The organism is Chlorobium sp. KB01 (assembly GCF_001975465.1).
GTDB lineage: Bacteria > Bacteroidota > Chlorobiia > Chlorobiales > Chlorobiaceae > Chlorobium.
The window spans coordinates 13,885-37,515 of record NZ_MPJE01000023.1 but is presented as its reverse complement, the minus strand read 5'-3'; the positions used below and the strand labels follow the sequence as shown (position 1 = coordinate 37,515).

The window sequence follows — 23,631 nt, the reverse complement described above, 5'->3', positions numbered from 1 at the left end:
GATTATTTTGATTCACAAGGTTCACAGGATCCCGGGTTTTTCAGTATGGCGCCGGTATTGGCTGATGTGACCATCTGGGAGTAGCGCGCCAGATACCCTTTTTTTATTTTCGGTTCAAACGGCTTCAGTTTTGCCAGCCGTTCTTTGATAACGTCATCGGTCAGCTCCATCGAGATGGTTCTTTCCGCAATATCTATGGTGATCAGGTCACCGTTTTCCAGCGCGGCAATAGGCCCTTTTTCTGCTGCTTCAGGCGATACGTGACCGATGCAGGCTCCCCGTGATCCACCGGAGAATCGCCCATCGGTTATGAGTGCCACCGACTCTCCGAGTCCGCGTCCCATGATGGCGCTGGTGGGGGAGAGCATCTCCGGCATTCCAGGGCCTCCTTTCGGTCCCTCATAGCGGATAACAACGACATCGCCCGGTTTGATATCGTCTCCCATAATACCTTTGATCGCATCATCCTGGGAGTCATAGACCTTTGCCGGACCGGTATGTTTCAGCATGGACGGGCTCACCGCTCCGGTTTTCACTACAGCACCCTGCGGGGCAAGATTTCCGTATAGTACTGCCAGGCCGCCGGTTGCGGAGTAGGGATCCTGAACACTTCTTATGACGGTTCTCTCCTTTACTTCCGAATGAGCAATATTCTCTCCAAGAGTTTTTCCTGTTACCGTCAACGCCGAGAGGTCAAGAAGCCCATCAATCCGGCTGAGCTCATGCAGGATTGCCGATACACCACCAGCCCGGTCTACATCCTCGATATGGACCTCCATGGTAGCAGGGCTGACTTTGCAGATATAGGGTGTTTTTGCCGAAAGAGTGTTCAGCTCCGAAAAGTCAAAATCAAGCTCTGCTTCATTGGCAATGGCCAGGGTGTGCAGAATGGTGTTGGTGCTCCCTCCCATTGCAAAATCAAGGGCAAATGCGTTTAAAAGCGCACGTCTTGTAAGAATATCCCTCGGTCTGATATTGCGGTTTACCAGATCAATGATGCGGCGTGAGGCCTCTTTAACCAGCTCATTTCGCCGTGGATCAACGGCCAGAATCGTTCCGTTTCCCGGCAGGGCAAAACCGAGAGCCTCACTCAGGCAGTTCATTGAGTTTGCCGTGAACATTCCGGAGCAGGATCCGCATCCGGGGCACGCGCTATCCTCTATGGTCTCCAGTTCACCTTCACTGATTTTACCGCTGCTGAACTGGCCGACAGCTTCAAAAACCGAAATCAGGTCAACCGTTTTACCGGCAGGAGTATGGCCTGCTTTCATGGGCCCGCCGGAAACAAAAATAACGGGAATGTTGATGCGCAGAGCGGCCATCATCATGCCGGGGGTGATCTTGTCGCAGTTCGGAATGCAGACAAGCCCGTCGAGACGATGGGCTTCGGCAACAGTCTCTACACTGTCGGCAATGAGTTCACGGCTTGCAAGCGAGTAGCGCATACCGATATGGCCCATGGCGATACCGTCACATACACCGATGGTATTGAACTCAAAAGGGACTCCGCCGGCTTTTCGCACCTCTTCCTTTGCTATTCTGCCCAGCTCCTGCAGGTGTGCATGACCGGGTATCAGTTCATTAAAGGAGTTACAGATCCCTATAAATGGCTTTTTAAAGTCACTGTTGGATGTTATTGAGCCTGTGGCTTTCAGCAGGCTGCGGTGCGGTGCTTTTTCAAATCCGCTCTTTATCGTATCAGATCTCATGGCAGGGAAAGATTGGTTTTTTTGCCAATTATAAAAAAATCTCCTGGACTGCCGTTCCCGAAGCCACTGAAAGTAAAAGGTCTGAAAAGAGAGTGATGGACTTGGGACCGGTTGCTGGTTTAGAGCACAACAGTGCTCACCTGCGGAATCACCACAGTGGACACTATTTCGATCCTGGAATGGAAGGAGTTCAGCAAAATCGCGACCATACTACCGCCAGCAGCATTATTTCCGGAGGCCGGTTTTTCGTATCCGTTGCTTGTGCGGAATAGATGTCGATTACATGCGGACATTGATGGGTACAGGTTTCTTCGAAAGAAAACGAAAACTGGAGTTAATTTACGTTTAATGTTCTACTAATACAAACAATAAAAATATTAAACGAGAGTGAATATTTGCTGTTTAATCTGTAGAGTTAAAATGATATTTTTTAAGCAGTCGCATTCTTTTTTCAGTGCTGATATTTGCGCAATAAACAACAAACAACAGAATCATGCTGAACCTTCAGTCTCCGTTGTCTCAGGACATCCCGGTCTTTTTTCTGACTCTTTGTCTTGTGCTCCTTTTTGTTCTTCTTGCGGAACTGCTTACAAGAAAATTTGGAATCTCTCCTCTGGTGGTCAGAAAAGTCATTCACCTCTCTATGGGTGTTGTGCTGTTTTTTATACCAACCTATTTTCAATCAAACTTTTATCCCGTGCTTGCAGCTCTTTTGCTGCTGTTGCTTAATGCACTGAACATGCGATTTAGCTGGTTCCGGGCCTTGCTTGCCGAGAGCGGTGATCTTCAGCCGACCGCGACCGTTACAAGCTATGGTTCGCTTCTTTTTCCTCTGGTCTTTCTCTTTCTTGCTCTTTTTCTCTGGGAATCGCATAAATGGATACTCCAGATCTCCGTGCTGGTCATGGGGGTTGGTGACTCGCTTGCGGCTCTTGTAGGGAGTTCCGTCGGCAAAAAACATATCGAGCATCTGACCAAAAACCCTAAAACAGTCGAGGGATCGCTCACGATGTTTTTCAGCAGCCTGCTCTTGCTCGGTACAACCATGATGCTTTTCCGTCATGAATTCAGCGGAGGCCTTGCGGGCACATCAACCATCTCTCTTTTTGCTCTTGTGCTGCTTCTCGCGCTTGTTGCCACGGCGGTTGAAGCGCTGCTCTCCTATGGTCTGGATAACTTTTTTATACCGGTTTCCATTGCCTATATCCTCTATGTGCTTGAGATGAATCATACTATTCTTCTTGAGAATTTTCTCCTCGGAGGATTTTTTGCTTTTCTCCTTGCGTTATTCTCGATCAAGGTTAAATTCCTCAATAACAGCGGAGCGACAGCCACATTTCTTCTGGGAACAACGATATTCGGCATAGGCGGGATGGCCTGGACTGTTCCTCTCCTGACCTTTTATCTTCTCTCATCGGTATTGTCCAAACTTGGCAAGAAACGGAAGGCGAAATTTGATCTGGTCTTTGAAAAAGGTTCACAGCGTGATGCCGGACAGGTGTACGCCAACGGGGGAATTGCCTGGATGATGATGGTGGTGTTTTCCCTGACCAACGATCCGGCAATCTTTTTTGCCTATCTTGGTACGCTTGCGGCCGTACAGGCCGATACCTGGGCAACAGAGATAGGAACCATGTGGCCAAACCCGAAGGCGAGACTGATCACTACCTTCAGGGAGGTTCCTGTAGGTACTTCCGGTGGTGTTTCTGTTCCCGGTACATCAGGGGCATTTCTCGGTTCCCTTTTTATCTGTGCAAGTGCAATGATCGTTGACGTGCAGTGGCTGGCCGATTTTGGCGTTCTCCAGTCCTTTCTTCTCATCGGCTTTTCCGGACTTCTGGCAAGTCTTGTTGACAGCTTTTTCGGAGCAACAGTGCAGGCCCAGTATTTTGATCCGATCCGGGAAAAGGTTACAGAACGGACCCACAGCCTCGCTCCTGACGGGTTGATGGTTGAAAACAGGCTGCTCAAGGGTGTTCCGTTTGTCAATAATGATCTGGTCAACACACTCTGTGCGCTTTCCGGTTCAGCGCTGGCATACATGGTGATTGAGAATATGAATTTGTTTTAATGAACCTTTAATTAGTTACCCTTCTGATGCTTGATTCTAAACTCGGGATTTTCGGACTGGTTTCGGATGCCGGACCTGTCGTCTTGTTTGTTCTTTTTGTACTCCTCTCTTTCTCTGTGGTATCCTGGGCAATCATTGCCTACAAGTTCGGATATGTCCGTAAATCACTCGGCGAGTCGAAAGTGTTCCTTGACTTTTTTTTCGATGTCTATAATGTCGACAAGGCTTTCACCGAGAGTGAACAGTACCGGCATGGCTCCCTGCCCAGGGTGTTTCGTGCAGGCTATATCGAGTATCGGGCACTTGGAGACAAAAGCGATATCCGCCAGGCGCGTGCCCGGATTGCCAGAGCAATCAAACGTGAGGCAAATCTTGAGGGCAAAAGACTTTCGTCACTCATCTCTTTTCTTGCAACTGTCGGTAATACCGCACCCTTCATCGGGCTTTTCGGCACCGTTTGGGGTATTATGACCTCTTTTCAGAATATAGGCCAGTCTCAGTCAGCCTCTCTTGCTATTGTCGCTCCGGGTATTTCTGAAGCCCTGATTGCAACTGCCGCCGGTCTTGCTGCGGCAATTCCGGCAGTTATCGGCTATAACTATTTTTCGCAGCAGATCGGTAGTATCGAACATGACCTCGAGGAGTTTTCTCCGGAATTTGCTGCGGCATTCTTTATTGAACCCTCTTCTCAGCAGGGGATATGATGACTTCCGGAAAAGGTCGTTTGATGAGCGACATCAATGTGACGCCATTTGTTGATGTCATGCTTGTGCTTCTTATCATTTTTATGGTAACCGCACCCATGATGACGCATGGTGTCAAAGTCGAGACCCCGCAAACAACCCACGAAAAGATGGACGTCTCGGAGAAAGCGCTGGTGATCAGCATTGACGCTTCAAGGCGGGTCTATATCAATGAATATCAGTTGAACGCCAGTGAAGTTCGCCAGAAACTGCCGACGATCCTCGATGTCAAGCGGACAGGGGAGGTCTACCTGAAAGCCGATAAATCACTCCCGTACGGATTGGTAATGGATGTTATGGCACAGATCAGGGATGCCGGAATTGAAAAGATCGGAATGGTGACGGAACCGGTGGCTGTTATCGGTAAAGAGGGGAGATAAGTGGGGAGTATGAAAACAGCTCAGAAGAGAGTTCCTGCTGAAAAAAAGTTTTTTTTCTGGCTTGCCGCTGCAGCAGCCATGCATCTCCTGCTCTTTATATTCGCGTTGTATCTCCAGATCCTGGATGCAAAGCGGCATGCCAAACCACCCAGGCTGATAAGCGTCACGCTTGTATCGCTCTCCGGTCCCGGAGGCCCTGCCGGTTTTTCAGAAGCACCGGGCGAAGGATCCTCACTTCCGGCAGCTCAAACCGTGTCAGAACCGCCAGCTCCGGTCGAATCAAAAGCCCCGCAGCCGGCCGCACAGCCCGTGCCGACCCCTGTACAACCAAAGGTAAAGACTATTTCCGATGTTGTAGCCAAGCCGGTCAGCAAGCAGGATCAGATCAACAAGGCCCTTGAGCGCCTCAAGCAGGTCGTTGCAAAGAGTTCGCCAGCGCCGCCCAAACCATCTCCGGCAGGGAGTATGGGTAATCTGAATAAAGCGCTGGCGCAGCTTCAGCAGAGAGTGAATGCTGAAGGAAATCCTGGAGGACGGGGAGGCTCTGCAGGGGGTGGAAACGGAACCGGCGGCAGCGGCAGAGGGGGTGGTCCCTATAAAGCCGTCATAGCCTCAATTATTCAGAAAAACTGGGAGTTTTCGGGGAAGATGATCAGTAGCAGTATGGAGGTCTATGTTCGTATCCACATCCTTGCCGATGGAACAATCAATCAGATTGTTTTCGACAGGAGGGCTCCAAGTGAATACCTGAACAACTCGGTGAAACGGGCACTTGAGAAATCCTCCCCACTGCCTGTTATTCCGAAAGAGGAACTTGCGAGTGAGCGTGAGCTTTGGGTCGGTTTTGTATTTACTCCTCAAGGTATTCAAAAGTAGAGAAGGCCGGTTTTTGACGGATAGAGAGTGCGGGAAAAATACTTTCCGTATATAGGCTGGTTGATGTATATTTGTTGAGCAATACCGAATAGATGTTTTGTGTACATTTGCGATGAAAGAGCCTGGAGTGATGCTCTGTGCTATGGTAAATACATAAGGGCATGGCCGGTTTTCCGGCGATCTTTTACAAATTATAACGGTGACTATATATGCTAAAAATCCGATCATTTTTTTCCGGTACTCTTGTTCTCTTCTCCTGCCTCTTTGCTTCTCCTCACCATCTCACAGCTGCTGAGTCAGGTGAGTACATCGCCATCCGCAAGGAGGGTGCCAGTAAAATTGCACTTGTTCTCGACAGGCCGGATGCAAAGGGCAGAAAAGAGAGTGAGTGGGCAGGAAATATTGACGCCGTTATTCATGAAGGGCTCGATTTTACCAATTATTTCTCGGTGATTGCTCCTCCCCTTAATGTCAAAGAGATCGTTGATAAAGAGACGGTGCGTGTTAATTTCAGTGCCCTGAATTCAGTTGGAGCGGAAGTCTATGCCGGTGGCAGGGTTTTCGAAAAATCCGGGAAGGTCACGCTTGATATGGAGGTCTTTGAGAGCGCAGGAGGAAAGTCGCTGCTCAAAAAATCCTATACAGGCCGAAAAGATGAGCTTCGTTCCATCGGTCATGCATTCTGTGCCGATCTTGTTGAACTTCTGACCGGAAAAAAGTCGGTTTTCGGCAGCAAGATTGTTTTTGTCAGCAATAAAACCGGTTTCAAGGAGATCTATGAGTGCGATTTTGACGGGTATGGTCTTGAGCAGCTCACCAACTCCAAATCCATCACCCTTACCCCTGCGCTCTCTCCGGATGGGAAATACCTTGCCTATACTGATTTCACAGCAGGTCGCCCCTCCCTCTATATCAGGAACCTCTCCGACAGAAAAACCAGTTTTGTGAGCAAAAACGGTATCAGCATTGATCCCGGATGGAGAGGCGGCAGTGAAGTTGCGACAACCCTCTCCTATGAAGGTGATCAGGAGATCTATCTTGTCAGACCTGATGGCACCGTCTCCCGGCGTGTTACCAACAGCAAGGGAATAGACGTCTCACCGACATTTTCTCCCGATGGAAGTAAAATGGCCTTTGTCTCTTCGCGAAACGGTTTGCCCCAGATTTTTATCCAGGATATTCAATCCGGAGAGGTCAAGAGACTCACTTTCAGCGGTCGCTATAACACGCAGCCTTCATGGTCTCCATCGGGGGATAAAATTGCCTACACGACATGGGAAAAGAATGGCGAAATCAATATATTTGTGATAAATGCAGACGGTTCAAGCTTACGACAGCTGACAAGAAATGCCCAGGAAAACGAAGCGCCTTCATGGTCTCCTGATGGAGAGATGATTGTTTTTTCATCCAATCGCCAGGGGGCAAAAAAATTGTACGTCATGAGTGCATCCGGAGAAAACCAGAGGCGTTTATTGCAGGTTGATGGCGAGCAGATGCAGCCATTCTGGTCAGTATTTCGATAGTGTACCGCAGTTGAAAAAACAATAAAAAGGAGGATTGACCCATGCTAAACCAGAAAATTTTATTTCGAAACCTGCTGATTCCTTCAATGCTCTTTCTCGGAGCATGCTGCTGCGAAAAGGATGTCGTTGTCGCTCCGGAACCGCCGCCACCGCCCCCGGTAGCACCACCGGTAGTTCAGGGGCCTCTCCTTGGTGATGTCTTTTATGATTTCGACAAATCACTTGTACGTGCTGATGCTGTTGAACAGCTTAAAACCAATGCCTCATGGCTGCAGGCGAATGGAACACGGAGTGTTGTTATTGAGGGCCATTGCGACGAACGCGGGACCAACGAATACAATCTTGCTCTTGGTGAGCGTCGTGCGGTCAGTGCCAGGGACAATCTCGTGAACCTCGGTATTTCGGCCAATCGCCTGAAAACGGTCAGTTATGGTGAAGAGCGGCCATTTGCTGTCGGTCATGATGAGGAGTCATGGGCCCAGAACAGAAGAGCACACTTTGTAGCCGAGTAGTATTGCCTTTTCAGGTTGTGATCTATCAGGGGGCAGGCTGAATCGGGCGTGCCCCCGTTTTTTTTATTCATGCTAAAATGATGATTGAACGATGAGAAAAACAGTAAACGGCATCTTTATTCTTGCCTTGATGACGACGGCGGGATGTTCATCAAAAAGTGCAGTGACCTCAACAGAGAGCACTGGCGGCAGCACCTCTTCAGAGAGTTCTGCACTCTCATCTCCGGCACTGCCCTCTACACCGACAGGATATGGATTTGACAAGTATCAGACAGGACCGCTCGGTGATGTGTTTTTTGATTTTGACAGCTCCACACTCGGTACCGAAGCTCAGGGCCAGTTGAAACAGAATTCCGAGTGGCTTGGAAGCAATACAGCCAAAGGTGTTCTGATTGAAGGTCATTGTGATTCGAGAGGTACTGCGGAGTATAATCTTGCACTTGGAGAACGCAGAGCAGCAACAGCGAAGGAGTATCTGGTAAAACTCGGAGTTGCAACCTCCCGCCTTGAATCTGTCAGTTATGGTGAAGAGCGCCCTTTCGATTCTGCCCGGAATGATGAGGCATGGGCAAAAAACAGGCGTGCGCATTTTGTGATAAAATAACAGGGGCGTTCACGCCGTACCCTGGAATAGCTCTGGAGCTGACAAACGGAAACAGGTATTAGTGCAAGTTTTGAATCAATCAATGTTGTCGATATCCATGAATACAAAGATTAAACCGTTTCTACTCTTTCCCTTTTTTCTGCTTTCGGCATGTGCTTCAAAGCAGGAGCTTGTTGTTGTCAAAGACGATCTCCTGAAACTGAAAACAGATTCTGAGACCATTAAAACACAAACGGCAGTCTCCTATTCGGATGTACAGCAGATTCGTGATGAGGTTGCACGCCTGCAGGGCAGTATTGAAGAGGCCAGGTACAATAACAGCAAAACATTCGGGCGTCTTGGTATGGAGGACTCTCTGCTTGTGCACAAGTTTGATGATCTCGATTCACGGCTACAGAAAATCGAGAGTTATCTTGGACTTGAAAAAGAGCAGCGTCTCGCTCCGGCAGTGTCAAAGCCAAAGAGCAGTGCAGTAACTGACACGCTGAAAACGACGGAGATTTCTCCTGAAAAGAAACTGCTGGATGAAGGGGTTGTGCTGTTCGGAAAAAAGAGCTATAGCGCAGCACGGGAAAGTTTTGGCAAACTTATACAGGGCTATCCGAAATCACCCCTTCTCTCTGATGCGCAGTTTTATCTTGCGGAGAGCTATTTTCTGGAGAAATGGTATGAAAAGGCCATTCTGGAATATCAGGTGGTTATTGCCAAATATACCAAAAGCAGCAAGCGTCCGGCAGCGCTCTTCAAGCAGGCAATCTGTTTCGAGAAGATTGGCGATACAGCGAGTGCCAGGGCACGATACAGCAGTCTTGTGAGTGTCTATCCTGCCTCTCCGGAAGCAAAGCTGGCAAAAAAGAAACTCCTGTAGTGATGAGAAAAAAAATGCCATGCAGGAGTGATGCATGGCATTGAAAAGGGGATGTGACCGGCTTGGATAACAAGAGGCATTACCTCTTGTTACTTGAAAAACTTGTCCAGGGTATAGAACTGGCGGTCAATTTCAACGGCGAGCTGTTGGTGCAGTGAGTCATAAAAGACCGGAATATCCCTCATGGTCCACTTGATTCCCCGCTTGTCAAAGTCGATGACATACCGGTTCTCATTGTCAAGAACCTTCTGTTTCAGGTCAATTCCGATATCGGGCTGTGTGGTCAAAACAAACAACTCTATCTCACCTGAAATGATTTTACTGATTATCTCAGGTGTCGGCGACAACTTTCTGCGTCCGGATACAGGGCAGATCTGGATCTGAAGTTTCCCGTAGTTGTCCCGTTTTGCCGTGGTGATATAATATTTCCTGGTTTTATGCGCCGCATTTCCCGACCATGGTCCTGCAGTACTGACCCTGACCTGGTTTGTAGCGGTATTCGGACGGCTGAGCTGAGATCGCATCGTTTGCACGGTTAAAATTTGCAAATAGAACACCTTTTGGTGTTCCGCGTTCAACATTGGTTAAATTAGCAAATCAAGGTTAAATAACAAAGGGATTCATGACGAATCCCTTTGTTACTGATGAGCTTGTGTTGACAAGCTTACTTCTCTTTGTCATCAATCACTTCATACTCGGCATTTTCAACTTCACCATCTCCGCCGCTTTTTCTCTTTTCGCCTTCCGACTGAGGAGCCTGCTCGGAATGAGCAGCTTCAGACTGAGGTGACTGGTAGAGCTGTGAAGCAATCTCGCTCCACTCCTTGTTGACCTCTTCCATAGCGCTCTTGATGGATTCAATAGTGCCGTTTTTGTAGGCCTCCCGGAGTTTATCAAGGGATCCTTCAAGTGCCGGACGTTTCTCTGCCGGTATTTTATCACCCAGCTCCTTCAGCTGTTTTTCCGTGCTGAAAATGAGCGAGTCAGCCACGTTTCTTGTGTCAATCTCCTCCTTGCGTTTCTGGTCCTCGGAAGCATGATCTTTGGCATCCTGCTTCATTTTTTCAATTTCCACATCGCTCAGCTTGCTGCTCGACTCAATTTTAATGCTCTGCTCTTTGCCTGTCGCCTTGTCTTTTGCCGACACGCTCAGAATACCGTTTGAATCGATATCGAAGGTTACTTCAATCTGCGGAACTCCTCTTGGAGATGGAGGAATATCACCAAGATGGAACCGTCCGAGTGTTTTGTTGTCAGTGGCCATCGGGCGCTCTCCCTGAAGGACATGGACCTCAACTGAAGTCTGGTTGTCCCCTGCAGTTGAGAATACCTCCTGCTTTCTGGTCGGAATGGTGGTGTTTGCATCAATGAGCCTGGTCATGACACCGCCAAGGGTCTCTATACCCAGAGAGAGCGGAGTGACATCAAGCAGAAGCACATCGGTTACATCACCTTTAAGCACACCTCCCTGAATGGCTGCGCCGATTGCAACAACCTCATCAGGATTGACGCTTCTGTTCGGCTCTTTTCCGAAGAACTCCTTGACAAGAGCCTGAACCTTTGGTATGCGGGTTGAACCACCGACAAGCACAACTTCATCAATATCCTTCATGTCAACCTTGGAGTTCTTGATTGCACGATGACAGGGATCAAGAATCTTGTCGAACAGCTCAGCGCTCAAAGCCTCAAATTTTGCCCTGGTCAGATTGATGACAAGGTGTTTCGGGCCCTCCTGGGTTGCGGTAATAAAGGGGAGGTTGATCTCTGTATCCGTTCTTGATGAGAGCTCTATTTTTGCTTTTTCAGCAGCCTCTTTCAGACGCTGGAGAGCAATGGCATCATTGCGAAGATCAATACCTTCCTGTTTCTTGAACTCATCTGCCAGATAATCAATAATTTTCTGGTCAAAGTCATCGCCGCCGAGATGGGTGTCGCCATCGGTTGATTTGACTTCAAAAACGCCATCTCCAAGCTCAAGAATGGAGATATCAAATGTTCCGCCACCAAGATCGAAGACGGCAACCTTTTCATTCTCCTTTTTTCGGTCAAGCCCGTAGGCCAGAGCTGCGGCTGTCGGTTCGTTGATAATGCGCTTGACATCAAGGCCGGCAATGCGTCCTGCATCTTTGGTCGCCTGTCGCTGAGCATCGTTGAAATAAGCAGGAACGGTAATGACCGCTTCGGTTACCTTCTCTCCGAGGAAATCTTCGGCTGTCTGCTTCATTTTCTGCAGAATCATTGCAGAAACCTCCTGTGGAGAGTAGATTTTGTCGTTGATTTTTACCCTTGCTTCACCACTTTCGTTGATGATTTCATACGGGGCCATTTTTTTCTCGTTCGGGACCTCATCATATTTGCGCCCCATAAAACGCTTGATTGAGAAAATGGTGTTTTTTGGATTGGTGATAGCCTGTCTTTTTGCAGCCTGCCCTACAAGACGGTCACCTGTTTTGGTCAGGGCAATAATTGATGGTGTAGTACGGTTGCCTTCTGAATTTTCAATAACCGTAGGCTGAGTTCCCTGCATGACCGCTACACAGGAGTTCGTGGTGCCAAGGTCGATGCCGATAATTTTTCCCATGATTTCTTTTCCTTTTCTTTGATAGTGTATGAACATGATGAGTTTTGGAGGGATGCCCGCAAAACCCGAATAGTGCTAAAGCGTTAATTGATTGCAATCTCTTTTGTTCTTCCTGCAGGACGTGCTTTTGGCAGTGTTATGCAAAGCATTCCCTCCTCAAAGTCAGCCTGGATGTTATCCTGATCGATTATTTCGCCAAGATTGAAGCTTCTTGAAAACGTGCCATAAGTCCGCTCAATACGGTGGTAGTCTTTTTGAGAATCTTCAGATGCCTGTTTTCTCTCAGCCTTTATGGTCAGTACGTCATCCTCGATATTGAGTCCTATCTGCTCCTTTGCTATTCCCGGAAGCTCTGCCTCTATATGAAATGCAGTTTCGTCTTCAGCAATATCAACCTTGAACGCAGGTGCCGTGGGCAACTGTGATCCTGACCAGATATCGTCAAACAGTCTCATCGGGTCTTTCGATAGTTTTACCAGCATAGTGTTCTCCTTGTATGAGTAGTGTGATTATTGGCAGCTCTGTCATGCAGCTGCTTGACTATTAACAATCAATTACCGTGCCAGTGCTGAAAAATGGTTGTTGCCCGTTTTTCCGGAGCAGAAAATGTCATACTTGCGATCATTATGTCGGGCTGGAGTGTGCGTGTGCTGACAAAATGTCAGTAAGCGGGTGAGTGGAGCTGGCCGGTTTCAAGCGGTTTGAGGAGAGCGTGCCGGGGCCTTAAACCGGGAGGTATACAGGGGTTGAGAACGACGCGGTAAAACCGGCAAGCTCAAAGGGAACGGAGCGCTACCGGTTTTGAAATCCTGCTGATCACTTGTGTTGATCGTACGGGGTCATGTTTCGGCCAGGAAGAGAGTCACTTCCGGCAGGGTTCATTCAAAGAGGAGGGTGTCTTCATGCTCCGTGGCAGGAATAGCGGTGAGCTGCATAATGGAATTAACAAGCGATTGCGGCGCTTTAAACTGAACAATCCGATCCTTGATGATCATCTTTGTTTTCTTTGCCTCTCCGAACTCCTCATGGCACTCCTTGCATTCGGAGAGATGCGCCAGAAAATCCTGCTCCTCCTTAAGATTAAGCTCGGAGTCTACTGCAGCACTCATAAGTACGCGGGCTTTTTTGCAGTTCATAATAAAAAAATTATACGTATTGATTTTACTGATCAGCATTCGTATTGAACCCGTATTTCTTTGCATAGCTTTCAAGCTGTACCCGAAGCAGTTTTCTTCCTCTGTACAATCTTGAACGCACTGTACCTATAGGGCTTTCTACCATGTTGGCAATCTCTTCATAGGTAAACCCCTCAATATCGCACAACTGAATAACCTCTCTGAACTCTTCGGGCAGAGAGTGCAATGCCTGATAAACCTCTTCATGGAGCAAAGAGTGGAAATAATCGCTCTCCGCTTCAGTGGTATCACTCCGGGTATCCTTGATTGAGTGATAAAAATCCTTTATCAGATCGTAATCAACCTTTCCCGGTTCTCTTGAGTTTTTACGAAAACGGTTGATATAGTTGTTTTTCAGGATTTTAAACAGCCATGCCTTGCAGTTTGTTCCCCGCTCAAAGGAATTAAAAAAACGATAGGCCTTGAGGTAGGTCTCCTGCACAAGATCCTCTGCATCGTCAGGATTCATGGTCATGTGCAGAGCGTAATTGTATAAGGAGTTGAGATGCACAACAGCCTCTATTTGAAACTCAAGCTGTTTTTGCTGTTCTTCCCGGGAGAGAGAGCCCTTTTTTGTTTTTATCTGACGAACCGGTTCATTTTTTTTCATATGATCACATCATCCTTGTTCTGTCATTGCATAACGTGCTTGTCGCTGACTTCGCAAAATAATTATAAAAAATATATTTTAGGTCAATTAAAGGCACCCTTTATAAATTGTTATGAGCGCTTTGAGCAGGCGGCGGATGGAGTCCTGACTGGTCGGGATAATCAATTTACAGAGAGCTCTCCTGAAAAGGGTATTCAAGAACTTCCGGTCTAAATCCTTATACATGACTTCATCACATGATTCTGCCGATGTCATCATTATCGGCGCCGGTATCGGAGGACTGACAGCCGCTGTGCTGCTTCAGGAACGTGGTATTTCAACACTTCTCTTTGAAAAGAACCGTTATCCGGGAGGAAGCTGTTCCGCCTTTCAGAGAGAAGGGTACTCTTTTGATGCCGGAGCTTCAGTTTTTTATGGCTTTGGTGAAAACGGCAGCAGCGGAACACTTAATCTGCATACAAGAATTTTCAGGAAACTTGGCATCCAGGTAGAGACGATTCACGATCCTGTTCAGATTCATTATCATCTGCCCAATGATTTTGCTGTTTCAGCATCCTATGATCGCAAGACCTTTCTCGATGCACTGATTGATCGTTTTCCCTCTGAAGCCGACGGGATCAGAGCGTTTTACCGCGAACTTGATGATGTCCATGCTATTCTCAGTTCACTACCTGCCGGTTCTCTTGAGGATGTGAACCACCTCCTCACTGTCGTCGCCGGTTATCCCCTCAAAACCATCTCGCTTGCCCTGAAAACCTTTCGCTCAATGGGTAAAACCGCACGACGCTATATCCGGGATGAGGAGCTGCTCCGCTTTATTGATATTGAAGCATACTCCTGGGCGGTTCAGGACGCAGTTTCAACACCGCTTGTCAATGCCGGTATCTGCCTTGCAGATCGTCATTATGGCGGCATAAACTATCCGGTCGGCGGTTCAGGGGCAATTCCGAAGGCGCTTTGCCTTGGAATTGAGAAGTTCGGCGGCCAGATACGATTTCAGTCAGCGGTGAGTGCAATTCTTGTTGAAAATGGAGAGGCCCGGGGAGTCAGACTTGCTGACGGTTCCGAGTATTTCGCAAAGGCGGTTATCAGTAACGCCACCGTCTGGGATACCTTCAACAGGCTCATTTCGGACTCTCGATACCGGATTGAAAAAGAGCGGTTTCAGCAGGCACCAAGCTGGTTTCAGCTTTTTCTTGGTGTTGACAGCTCGGTTATTCCTGCGGGTTTCTCTGTTCATCATATTCTTGTTGATGACTGGAAATGCTATAACCAGCCGGGCGGGACAATCTATTTTTCTGCGCCCACCCTGCTTGACCCGTCACTTGCCCCTGCGGGCAAGCACATTGTGCATGCTTTTGTTACTGCCGAGATGGAAGCATGGCAGCAGTACGACAGGGGAGGGAGTGAATACCGCGAAGCGAAGGAGCGGTTTGCCGACCGGATTATTGCCAGAACGGAGCGGATCCTTCCAGGGCTTGCACATGCGGTTGAGCTGAAGGTGCTTGCCACTCCGCTTACCCATGAACGCTATCTTAACCGGTTTAACGGATCATATGGCCCCTTGCTTAAACCGGGTCAGAATATTCTGCAGAAACCCCAGAATACAACTCCGGTGAAAAATCTGTTTGCGGTTGGTGACAGCACCTTTCCGGGTCAGGGAGTTATTGCCGTGACCTATTCGGGGGTCTCCTGTGCATCCTATGTGGCCAGAAAATTCGGAACTCCTCTTGAAGAGCTTGTTTAGCCGGCGGCAAGCAGCATATCAATCTCACGGTAGGGGAAATCGGTAAGCTCGGAAAGGATTTTTTTGGTGACGTAGCCCCTGAAAATATAGGTTCCTTTTCTCAGGCTGTGGCTTTTCCAGAGGATATCCGAGATGGTTTCGTGATCGGTCAGTTTGAGTATAAAGGGGAGCAGGGTGTTGGTAAGGGCGAATGATGCTGTTTTGGCTACGGCGGAAGGAATATTCGGGACGCAATAATGGGTAACGCCATGCTTTACATAGATCGGATTGGTATGTGAGGTATGGCGGCTGGTGGCAAAGCATGCGCCCTGGTCAATGGAGACATCAATAATAACCGATCCGGGCTTCATTGACTTGACTACCTGTTCACTGACCAGTGGTTTGATGATCTTCTTTTTCGGGCTTAACGCACTGATCATGACATCCGAGGTTTTGGCAAGCTCTGCAATGTAGTGATCGTTGGCTATAGCCGTAACAAGATGGCGATTGAAAAAAGCCTCAAACCGTCGCAACCGGTTGATCTCCTTGTCGATAACGGTAACCTGTGCCCCAAGCCCGAGAGCATCCTGAGCAGCAAACAGTCCTACGGTCCCGGCTCCGATAATGGTCACATGCGCCGGTGGGACACCGGCAATTCCTCCAAGCAGAATACCGCTTCCTCCATAGCCGGTTTCAAGGTATTTGGCTGCTGTCTGAATAGCCAGTGAGCCGGCTATTTCACTCAGCGTTCTGACAATCGGCAGTTCACCATCTCTTGTCTCTATAAATTCAAATCCCAGAGCGGTGATATTTTTTTCGAGAAGCGTTTTCAGTAACTGCGGGCTGACCGTTCCAAGATGGAGTGCGGAGATAAGCATCTGGCCGGGCATAAAGAGCGAAAGTTCCTCAGGCTGAGGGGGTGAGACCTTGACAATGACGTTTGATTGTTCAAACAAAGCCTCGGGTGTTTCTGCGATAATTGCACCCGCTTCTGCGTAATCGAAATCAGTGAAGTTGCAGAAGTTTCCGGCTGATTTTTCTATCATAACCTTGATACCGTGCTCAACCAGTATCTGAACACCGGGCGGTGAAATAGCTACCCGGCGTTCATCCTGAGCCCGTTCTCTGGGAATTCCGAGAACAATGCTCATGGTCTTTTCGGGTTTGATAAGCCAGCGTTCAAGCGTTTTTGCGCCAAGTTCAAACTCAATGCTTTCGATATCGGATGAGTAGCCCATCAGGAGTTCACGGTTTGGTCCCTCTCTTACATTTTATTCCGACAATGTCGGGACTTGCGCACTTACTAAAGCGTTTCCTCTTTGTCATCCGGTCTGTTTCGGGAACAGGAGAAACACTACTTTACTGATATTTTTACCGACTCAATCGCCTTTGTTTCACTGGAGCTGCAGCACGAACAGGTTGTTCCCGGCAGATGCAGGTGTCCGCCTGAAACCGAGCATACAGCATCTGCTGCTCCTTTCACTGCGCCTTTGACTCCGTCGGCAAGCAGGGAGCCGGGGTACTGCAGAAAAGGAAATGTCTCCATAAAGGTGTTTGACAGAAGCAGTGATGCCTGAACGAGTCCGTTGCCGATTTTTGAGAGGGAGTCACCGGGGTTCATCTGCCCTTTTTTGACTCTCTCAAAAAGGTTTCCGGCACCTTCAGGCAGTTTGTTCGTCACATTATCACCGATGGTACGGGCATAGGTTACAAAGCCCGGAATGTTGAGCCCGAGCACAATGCGCCGCAGATGCTCAGCGCGTGAAAGCACACTGAGTGCTCCCTCTTTGACGATAACACTTTGACAGGCAAGTCGTCCGCCCTCCTGAAAAAGTTTCTCTGAAATGAAGGCTTTTTCAATGTTGTTCGGTGCCGAAAGCGTCTCCATGCCCTCCCTGACATAGACAAAACAGCTCTGGCAGATGCCGTTGCCACCGCAAATATAGCCAATATGGCACTTGTTATGCTGAGCTGCATCCAACAGACGCTCACCAATCCGGGCTTCGCACGGCCGGTCGTTGATAGTGATGATCATGGGTATCGGAGTTAGGTGTGAGTGATAAAACCATCCTTGATCCCTCTATTATGGAATATAAGCAATTTCAGTGCTGCACCCGTCAAACCTTCCCTTTCCCTGTGGAAGAAAAATAGTTGACGGGTGCGCATATTTTCTCAGGCTTGAGCACCCTGTTTAGCTATAGGTTCAGTCGCTTCAATGAGCTGGCTATCTGTGTTGGCCGAGTCAATATGGCCTATTATTTTACACTCCGCTTTCGCCGGGCAAGCTGGCTGAAGGGCATCCACCACAAGCTGCAGTGCACTTCCGATTCCACCGATAATATCCGACAGCAACTGCCACAGATCAAAACTTCTTGTCGACTGCAACTGCATGGTATCCGGGAATTTCACCAGTGCCGCCCATCCCATTTTTCCGGCATATCCCGGCAGTTGCAGCGGGTTTTTTTCAAACATCTCCTTAACCTGTTCAACCGTCGAAACGATCTCAATGGTTCCCGGTTTTTCAACCGTGGTCAGGCATGCCATTCTTGTTCCCTCTTTTATCAGTGTATCAGAGAGTAATGCTTTTTCGGAGTCACTGATGGGTGAAAGCAGTTCACTCCCTTTTTTTACGGTAACATAACAGGTCTGGCATATTCCGTTGCCGCCACAGAAGTATCCGATATGAGCATGGTTTATGCGTGCAACATCAATGAGCCGTTCTCCCGATTCAGCTTCATAACTTTTACCATTTATAATGATAGTCATGTTGTGTATGGTTTTAATTTAAAAGTGTACTAAAACAATCCTAATTCCTAACAACATCGTTGCACCAAAAGTTGCTCTTCACAGTATGATTATTCTATCAGGTCAATAATGTGCCGGAAACCAATACTCCCGGCGCTCATCGGGGAGTTTGAGGGAGTGTGTGAGGTTTTCACGCCGGCAGCTCTTTTGATGCCCGATCAAGTTTTTTCAGCAGATCACTATAACGCTCGAGCAGCATACAGGGAGATGTGTCGGCCGAAACGGGGTGGTGCAGCACCAGCTTTATTTTTTTCTCCATTTTAAATCCCGGCCGGTACTCCTGCATCCAGGGCTCCTGGACAGACAGAAAGAGATACTGGAAAAACTCACGGTTTGCAAGGTGTTCATTGTCATGACCCGGGAGCAGAAGGGTAAAGCTCTTCGGCTGGATGTCGATTTTTTCAAGCCCGAGGGATGATGCCGTAAGTTTGAGTTTTGTCAGGAGCAGCAGGGTTGCCACCTCTTCGGGCAGAGCACCGAAACGGTCCCTGAGCTCCCCGGAAAGGGCTTCAACTGCCTCTTCTGATGGAGCTTTGGAGATTTTTTCATAAAAGGCAAACCGCTCATGGGTTGCATGAATAAAGTAATCGGGAATGAGTGCATCAAAAAAGAAGAGCAGGTCACAGCTTTTTGATGGTTTCGGTGCCGGTTTGCCATCAGTTAAGAAGAGATGACTGAAGGTGGTAGACTTCAGCTCGGCAACGGTCTCTTCAAGCATTTTCTGATAGAGATCAAATCCGAGTTCATGAATATACCCGGACTGCTCGGCGCCGAGCAGATTGCCCGCACCACGGATATCGAGATCGCGCAGGGCAATATTGAAGCCTGATCCGAGCTCGGTGAAGCTTTCGATCACCGCAAGCCGTTGTACAGCATCCCGTTTCAGGGTGTGGAGCGGCGGGGTGATCAGGTAGCAGTAAGCTTTCCGGTCGCTTCTGCCGACCCTGCCGCGCAACTGGTAGAGGTCGGAAAGTCCGAACATGTCAGCCCGGTTGATGATAATGGTGTTGGCATTGGAGATATCCAGACCCGAGCCGATGATGGTGGTGGAGATCAGGACATCAACCTCCTTCTGCATAAAGTCCATCATAACCTTTTCAAGCTCTTTCGGCGCCATCTGACCATGAGCAAAGACGATGCGTGCAGAGGGGACAAGCTCCCGCAGGGTTAGCTGTACCTCTTCAAGGCCGGAAATCCGGTTATGCAGAAAGAAAACCTGGCCTTCACGCCTGATCTCCCGCTGGATCGCCGATTGAATCAGGGCAGTGTCATAATCGGTTATGAGTGTTTCAACCGGCTGACGGTTTTTCGGAGGTGTCGAAACAATGGAAAGGTCACGCGCTCCCAGCATTGAGAATTGGAGGGTTCTCGGTATCGGTGTTGCCGACATGGTAAGGGTGTCAACTCCGGGGAACTGCTCCCGGAGTTTCTCTTTGACCTCAACGCCGAAGTGCTGCTCTTCGTCAATAACAAGCAGACCGAGATCCTGGAAGAGCACATCTTTCGATACAAGACGGTGGGTGCCGATGACGATATCAATCAGGCCCGCTTTTATTTTTTTAAGCAGCTCAATCTGATCCTTGCGCGGAACAAAACGGCTCAGAACCGCTATGGCAATCGGAAAATTTTCAAACCGCCTGGTAAAGGATTCGGCATGCTGGTGTGCGAGAATAGTCGTCGGAGTCAGAACCGCAACCTGTTTTTTTGACTCTACCGCCTTGAATGCCGCCCGCATGGCGATCTCGGTTTTTCCGAATCCTGCATCCCCGCAAATCAGCCGGTCCATCGGATGAGGCGCCTCCATATCCTTTTTAACCTCAACAATTGCCCGATGCTGATCGGGTGTCTCATCAAAAATAAAAGAGGCTTCAAATTCCCGCATGAAAATGGAGTCCGCAGCAAAGGCAAAACCGGACTGCATTTTTCTCTGGGCGTAAATTTTGATCAGGTTTATGGCCGTATCGCGGAGCTTTCCGCGGACTTTTTCCTTTTTTGCGGCCCATTTCGAACTTCCGAGTTTTGAGAGCGAGGGAAGTGAGCCTTCGGATGCGGTATACTTTGAGAGCAGGTTAATGTTCTGCACATTGACGAAGAGCTGATCGCCGCCCTCATACTCCACCAGTACCGACTCCTGCTCGGAATTACCGACGGTTATGGTCTCAAGGGATTTGAAAATACCGATGCCGTAATCTTCATGAACAACATAATCGCCCACTTTGAGCTTCTGGAGATCCTTGAGTGATATCCCCCGGATTTTTCGCTTGCGATGGGCTTTGTGGGTATGCAGCTTGCCGAAGATGTCGGATTCGGTATAGAGGTCAAGAGAGCCGAAGGTAAACCCGGTGTGCAGGTTGAGCGGAAGCCAGCTTGCGTCATGCAGGGCTGATCCTCCCGATTCTGTCATCGCTTCGGCGAGGAAGTCGGTCAGTTCTCCTATTTCGCGTCGTGAACTGGTTGCAAAGAGCGGTTTTCTTTTTTTACCCGACTCCTGCTGCAGGAGTGAGGCAAGTACGCGGAAGTTTGCATTGAGTTTTTTCTGCGGGCCGGAACCGAACTCAATACCGGAAGGCGCCGAGTGCATGATCCATATACACCGGAACCGGGAGAGTGCAGCCGAAAGCGCTTCATGGTTATCCAGTGCAGCAAAATCGATGGTGTCATCAATGATGATAACGGTGGAGGGGTCAAGATAATCGAGAATTGTTGTTCCGGTTCCGGACGCATCGCTCTCTGTTACCATAAAACTGGCGGTAATATCCGCCTCGGCTACCGTTTTTCCTGAGAGCTGGCTGTTGATGTCGAACAGTCGCAGGGAGGTGACGGTGTCGCCGAAAAACTCAATACGCAGCGGCTCTCTTGCGCCGAAAGGGAAGACGTCGATGATGGAGCCGCGAATGGAGAACTCTCCCTCATCCTCAACAAACTCCCGTTGTTCAAAGCTGTTACACTCAAGAAACTGTTTCAGGTTTGTATAGCCTGCGGCTTCATCGGTTTTCAGGTGCAGAATCCGGTTTTTTGCTTCAGCCGGTTTGCAAAGTGCAACATCGAGATCATCAAAAAAGGAGAGCAGGGCCGATTTTTTGCCTCGCGCCAGTGCTCCTACGGAGAGGGAGAGCTCGTCGGAGGTGTTGCAGATGCTCTCTTTTGACAGGAGGGCATCAAAATCATTTTCATAGAGTTCGAAGCTCTGCTGGCTGCAAAGCACCATGAGAGAGTCGGGGTGATCAGTAAAAAGGAGAGCTGCGAGCACTGCCGGAAGCGATCCCTGCAGTCCTGAAATATTGACAGGGGGGAAAATCCCCTTTACAGCAGGTTTTTCCTGTAAAGCCTTTTTAAGCAGAACATAAGGGCTTGACTGCCTGATGATTTCAAGCAGAAATCCTGGATTTCTCTTGGTAACAGAGGCGCTTTGGAGGTCAGAATCTGATAACGTTTTCATATGAAGCTTACAAAACATATTTTCATGCTTGATCCCGGCAAAACGTGTAACCATGAAACAAGCACTGGCGGGCAAGCTGCTATATATGGAAAAAATTCTTGAACTGAAAAATCTCAGTACCTGGTACTCTACTGACAACGGTATTGCCAAAGCGGTAGACGGAGTAAGCTTTTCGCTGGGAAGGAACAGAACACTCGGTGTTGTCGGAGAGTCCGGATGCGGAAAATCGGTGACAGCACTCTCAATTATGCGGCTGATCCCTATGCCGCCAGGCTATTTTGCGGGCGGGGAGATTCTCTGGAAAGGGCGCGATCTCCTGAAGCTTTCTGAAGAGGAGATGCGCAAACTCAGAGGCAACGACATAGCCATGATCTTTCAGGAACCGATGAGCTCGCTCAATCCGGTCTTTACCTGCGGCAGCCAGATTATGGAACAACTTCTCATTCACCGCGACATCAGTAAAGCCGAAGCAAAAAACCGATCGGTCGAACTGCTCAATCTGGTCGGGATTCCAAACCCTCTCGAACGCTTCTCCTCCTATCCTCACGAGCTCTCGGGCGGAATGCGACAGCGGGTCATGATTGCCATGGCGCTCTCCTGTAATCCGGCGCTACTGATCGCTGATGAACCGACTACAGCCCTTGACGTAACCGTTCAGGCGCAGATACTTGACCTTATCGGCAAACTTCAGGGCGAAACAGGGATGAGTGTGATGCTTGTCACCCATGATTTCGGAGTGGTTGCCGAGCTTTGTCAGGATGTTATAGTCATGTATGCATCAAGGATTGTCGAAAAAGGCACCGTTGAACAGCTCTTCACCAATCCGCTTCATCCCTACACCAGGGGCCTTCTGAAATCCATTCCCCGGCTGGGCTCATCAAAAGAGAGGCTTCATGTCATCGAAGGCAACGTTCCCAGTGCGGTCAATCTGCCCGGGGGGTGCCGGTTTGCCGGAAGATGCACGCTTGCCGATGCACACTGCCGCAAGGAGCAGCCGGAACTCCTCTCCTTTGAGTCCGGTCATGAAGCTGCCTGCTGGAAAGCGGGGGAGTGAAAAAGAGGAAAATGGATGAAGTGGACGAAGAAATAGTGGACAGCAATGGACTCAGTAGACAAGATTAAAGAGATTTTTGAGTTGGTGCATTGTAGCGTATGAGATAGCTTTCAAGCGAAACATTGCCGAATACCATCTGGAAGAGGCAATAAAAAAAGAAAAATAGTTTTGTCCATGGAGTCCACAACGTCCATGATCTTCCTGTCCACTGCGTCCACTTGAGTGTCTTGTGTGTTAATGAATTAAACTCTTTCTCCCATGTCGGATCCGATGCTGCTGGTTGTTGAGGATGATCCGCATCTTACCCAACTGCTTGGCTATAATCTTGAACGGGCCGGCTTTAAATGTCATGTTTCCTCAACAGGCGAAGAGGCTCTTCAGCAACTTGTCCGAAAAAGTTTTGATCTCGTACTGCTTGATGTCATGCTTCCCGGAATTGACGGTTTTGAAGTGTGCCGGCAGATCAGGCAGAATCAGCTTTTCAGGGATCTTCCCATTATCATGCTGACGGCAAAAGGTGAGGAGATTGACCGGATTCTCGGTTTTGAACTGGGTATCGACGACTATGTTGTCAAGCCGTTCAGCCCCAGGGAGCTGATACTCAGGATCAGGGCCATTCTCAAGCGTGATCGGCGTCACGGGGGCAGGGTGCCGGAGCAGCTCAGAGCAGGTACGCTTGATGTCGATCTTGTCCGTCACCTGGTTACCCTCGAAGGCAGGGAGCTTCTGCTTACCCTGATGGAGTTCAAGCTGCTTGCTGCGCTGCTCAAAAGAAAAGGGGAGGCGCAGTCACGCGAAAAGCTGCTCAGCGATGTCTGGGATGTTGACCGCTCCATCAACACCCGCACCATCGATACCCATATTACCCGGCTTCGTGAAAAGCTCGGCGAAACCGGACGGATGATAAAAACCGTACGCGGATTCGGTTACAAGTTTGATGAAGAGGCTTAAAATG

The 23,631-nt window shown here is 48.9% G+C and carries 21 protein-coding genes; 11 read left to right on the top strand and 10 right to left on the bottom strand.

Features of this window, described 5'->3' with window-relative positions; all coding sequences use genetic code 11:
• Nucleotides 1–2 precede the first annotated feature (2 nt).
• Nucleotides 3–1,709: a dihydroxy-acid dehydratase gene (ilvD, locus tag BOO20_RS02020; protein ID WP_076789994.1), complete on the bottom strand. Its 1,707-nt coding sequence runs from the start codon at nt 1,707–1,709 to the stop codon at nt 3–5.
• A gap of 493 nt (nt 1,710–2,202) precedes the next feature.
• On the opposite strand from ilvD, the gene BOO20_RS02015 reads away from it, so the two are divergent.
• From BOO20_RS02015 to ybgF, 8 genes are all read left to right on the top strand, one after another.
• Nucleotides 2,203–3,780 (top strand): DUF92 domain-containing protein, encoded by a 1,578-nt coding sequence (locus tag BOO20_RS02015; protein WP_076789991.1) that lies wholly within the window; start codon nt 2,203–2,205, stop codon nt 3,778–3,780.
• A gap of 26 nt (nt 3,781–3,806) precedes the next feature.
• Nucleotides 3,807–4,484 carry a protein TolQ gene (gene tolQ / locus BOO20_RS02010; RefSeq protein WP_076789989.1) on the top strand — a complete coding sequence of 226 codons (678 nt, stop codon included), beginning with the start codon at nt 3,807–3,809 and terminating at the stop codon, nt 4,482–4,484.
• The gene (gene tolR, locus BOO20_RS02005; RefSeq protein WP_076789986.1) at nt 4,481–4,903 is read left to right on the top strand and encodes a protein TolR; all 423 of its coding nucleotides are present in this window, start codon (nt 4,481–4,483) and stop codon (nt 4,901–4,903) included. The genes tolQ and tolR overlap by 4 nt, the downstream gene beginning before the upstream one ends.
• Nucleotides 4,904–4,912: 9 nt before the next feature.
• Nucleotides 4,913–5,779 carry a TonB C-terminal domain-containing protein gene (locus BOO20_RS02000; protein WP_076789984.1) on the top strand — a complete coding sequence of 289 codons (867 nt, stop codon included), beginning with the start codon at nt 4,913–4,915 and terminating at the stop codon, nt 5,777–5,779.
• Nucleotides 5,780–5,988: 209 nt separating this feature from the next.
• Nucleotides 5,989–7,302 (top strand): Tol-Pal system beta propeller repeat protein TolB, encoded by a 1,314-nt coding sequence (gene tolB / locus BOO20_RS01995; RefSeq protein WP_076789981.1) that lies wholly within the window; start codon nt 5,989–5,991, stop codon nt 7,300–7,302.
• 41 nt (nt 7,303–7,343) lie between these two features.
• Nucleotides 7,344–7,814 carry a peptidoglycan-associated lipoprotein Pal gene (gene pal / locus BOO20_RS01990; RefSeq protein WP_076789978.1) on the top strand — a complete coding sequence of 157 codons (471 nt, stop codon included), beginning with the start codon at nt 7,344–7,346 and terminating at the stop codon, nt 7,812–7,814.
• A 91-nt stretch (nt 7,815–7,905) separates the two neighbouring features.
• Complete coding sequence (pal, locus tag BOO20_RS01985; RefSeq protein WP_076789973.1) at nt 7,906–8,418, top strand: peptidoglycan-associated lipoprotein Pal; 513 nt, start codon at nt 7,906–7,908, stop codon at nt 8,416–8,418.
• 97 nt (nt 8,419–8,515) lie between these two features.
• The gene (gene ybgF, locus BOO20_RS01980; protein WP_076789970.1) at nt 8,516–9,286 is read left to right on the top strand and encodes a tol-pal system protein YbgF; all 771 of its coding nucleotides are present in this window, start codon (nt 8,516–8,518) and stop codon (nt 9,284–9,286) included.
• 89 nt (nt 9,287–9,375) lie between these two features.
• On the opposite strand, the gene pscD is transcribed toward ybgF, so the two are convergent.
• From pscD to BOO20_RS01955, 5 genes are all read right to left on the bottom strand, one after another.
• The gene (gene pscD, locus BOO20_RS01975) at nt 9,376–9,810 is read right to left on the bottom strand and encodes a photosystem P840 reaction center protein PscD (RefSeq protein ID WP_076789967.1); all 435 of its coding nucleotides are present in this window, start codon (nt 9,808–9,810) and stop codon (nt 9,376–9,378) included.
• A gap of 140 nt (nt 9,811–9,950) precedes the next feature.
• The gene (dnaK, locus tag BOO20_RS01970; protein WP_076789965.1) at nt 9,951–11,867 is read right to left on the bottom strand and encodes a molecular chaperone DnaK; all 1,917 of its coding nucleotides are present in this window, start codon (nt 11,865–11,867) and stop codon (nt 9,951–9,953) included.
• A gap of 83 nt (nt 11,868–11,950) precedes the next feature.
• Nucleotides 11,951–12,349 (bottom strand): Hsp20/alpha crystallin family protein, encoded by a 399-nt coding sequence (locus BOO20_RS01965; RefSeq protein WP_076789962.1) that lies wholly within the window; start codon nt 12,347–12,349, stop codon nt 11,951–11,953.
• 396 nt (nt 12,350–12,745) lie between these two features.
• Complete coding sequence (locus tag BOO20_RS01960) at nt 12,746–13,003, bottom strand: anti-sigma factor (protein WP_076790095.1); 258 nt, start codon at nt 13,001–13,003, stop codon at nt 12,746–12,748.
• A gap of 25 nt (nt 13,004–13,028) precedes the next feature.
• Nucleotides 13,029–13,652: a sigma-70 family RNA polymerase sigma factor gene (locus BOO20_RS01955; protein ID WP_076789960.1), complete on the bottom strand. Its 624-nt coding sequence runs from the start codon at nt 13,650–13,652 to the stop codon at nt 13,029–13,031.
• Nucleotides 13,653–13,875: 223 nt separating this feature from the next.
• Here BOO20_RS01955 and BOO20_RS01950 point away from each other — a divergent pair, with 223 nt between their 5' ends.
• A complete protein-coding gene (locus BOO20_RS01950; RefSeq protein WP_076789957.1) occupies nt 13,876–15,399 on the top strand; it encodes an NAD(P)/FAD-dependent oxidoreductase in 1,524 nt (507 codons plus the stop codon).
• Here the strand turns inward: BOO20_RS01950 and BOO20_RS01945 are convergent.
• The 4 genes from BOO20_RS01945 to mfd all read right to left on the bottom strand — a co-directional run bounded on the left by BOO20_RS01945 (nt 15,396) and on the right by mfd (nt 21,622).
• Entirely contained in the window at nt 15,396–16,616 is a 1,221-nt protein-coding gene (locus tag BOO20_RS01945; protein WP_076789954.1) for an alanine dehydrogenase, read from the bottom strand. The two genes, BOO20_RS01950 and BOO20_RS01945, sit on opposite strands and share 4 nt — an antisense overlap.
• 116 nt (nt 16,617–16,732) lie before the next feature.
• Nucleotides 16,733–17,413, bottom strand: coding sequence for a 2Fe-2S iron-sulfur cluster-binding protein (locus tag BOO20_RS01940; protein WP_076789951.1), 681 nt, complete (start codon nt 17,411–17,413; stop codon nt 16,733–16,735).
• 137 nt (nt 17,414–17,550) lie between these two features.
• Nucleotides 17,551–18,144 carry a 2Fe-2S iron-sulfur cluster-binding protein gene (locus tag BOO20_RS01935; protein WP_076789948.1) on the bottom strand — a complete coding sequence of 198 codons (594 nt, stop codon included), beginning with the start codon at nt 18,142–18,144 and terminating at the stop codon, nt 17,551–17,553.
• 169 nt (nt 18,145–18,313) lie between these two features.
• Nucleotides 18,314–21,622, bottom strand: a complete 3,309-nt coding sequence (gene mfd / locus BOO20_RS01930; RefSeq protein WP_233120851.1) for a transcription-repair coupling factor — start codon at nt 21,620–21,622, stop codon at nt 18,314–18,316.
• Nucleotides 21,623–21,707: 85 nt separating this feature from the next.
• Here mfd and BOO20_RS01925 point away from each other — a divergent pair, with 85 nt between their 5' ends.
• Together BOO20_RS01925 and BOO20_RS01920 are read left to right on the top strand one after the other, a co-directional pair.
• Entirely contained in the window at nt 21,708–22,676 is a 969-nt protein-coding gene (locus tag BOO20_RS01925) for an ABC transporter ATP-binding protein (protein ID WP_076790090.1), read from the top strand.
• A 258-nt stretch (nt 22,677–22,934) separates the two neighbouring features.
• Nucleotides 22,935–23,627 carry a response regulator transcription factor gene (locus BOO20_RS01920; RefSeq protein ID WP_076789945.1) on the top strand — a complete coding sequence of 231 codons (693 nt, stop codon included), beginning with the start codon at nt 22,935–22,937 and terminating at the stop codon, nt 23,625–23,627.
• Nucleotides 23,628–23,631: the final 4 nt, after the last annotated feature.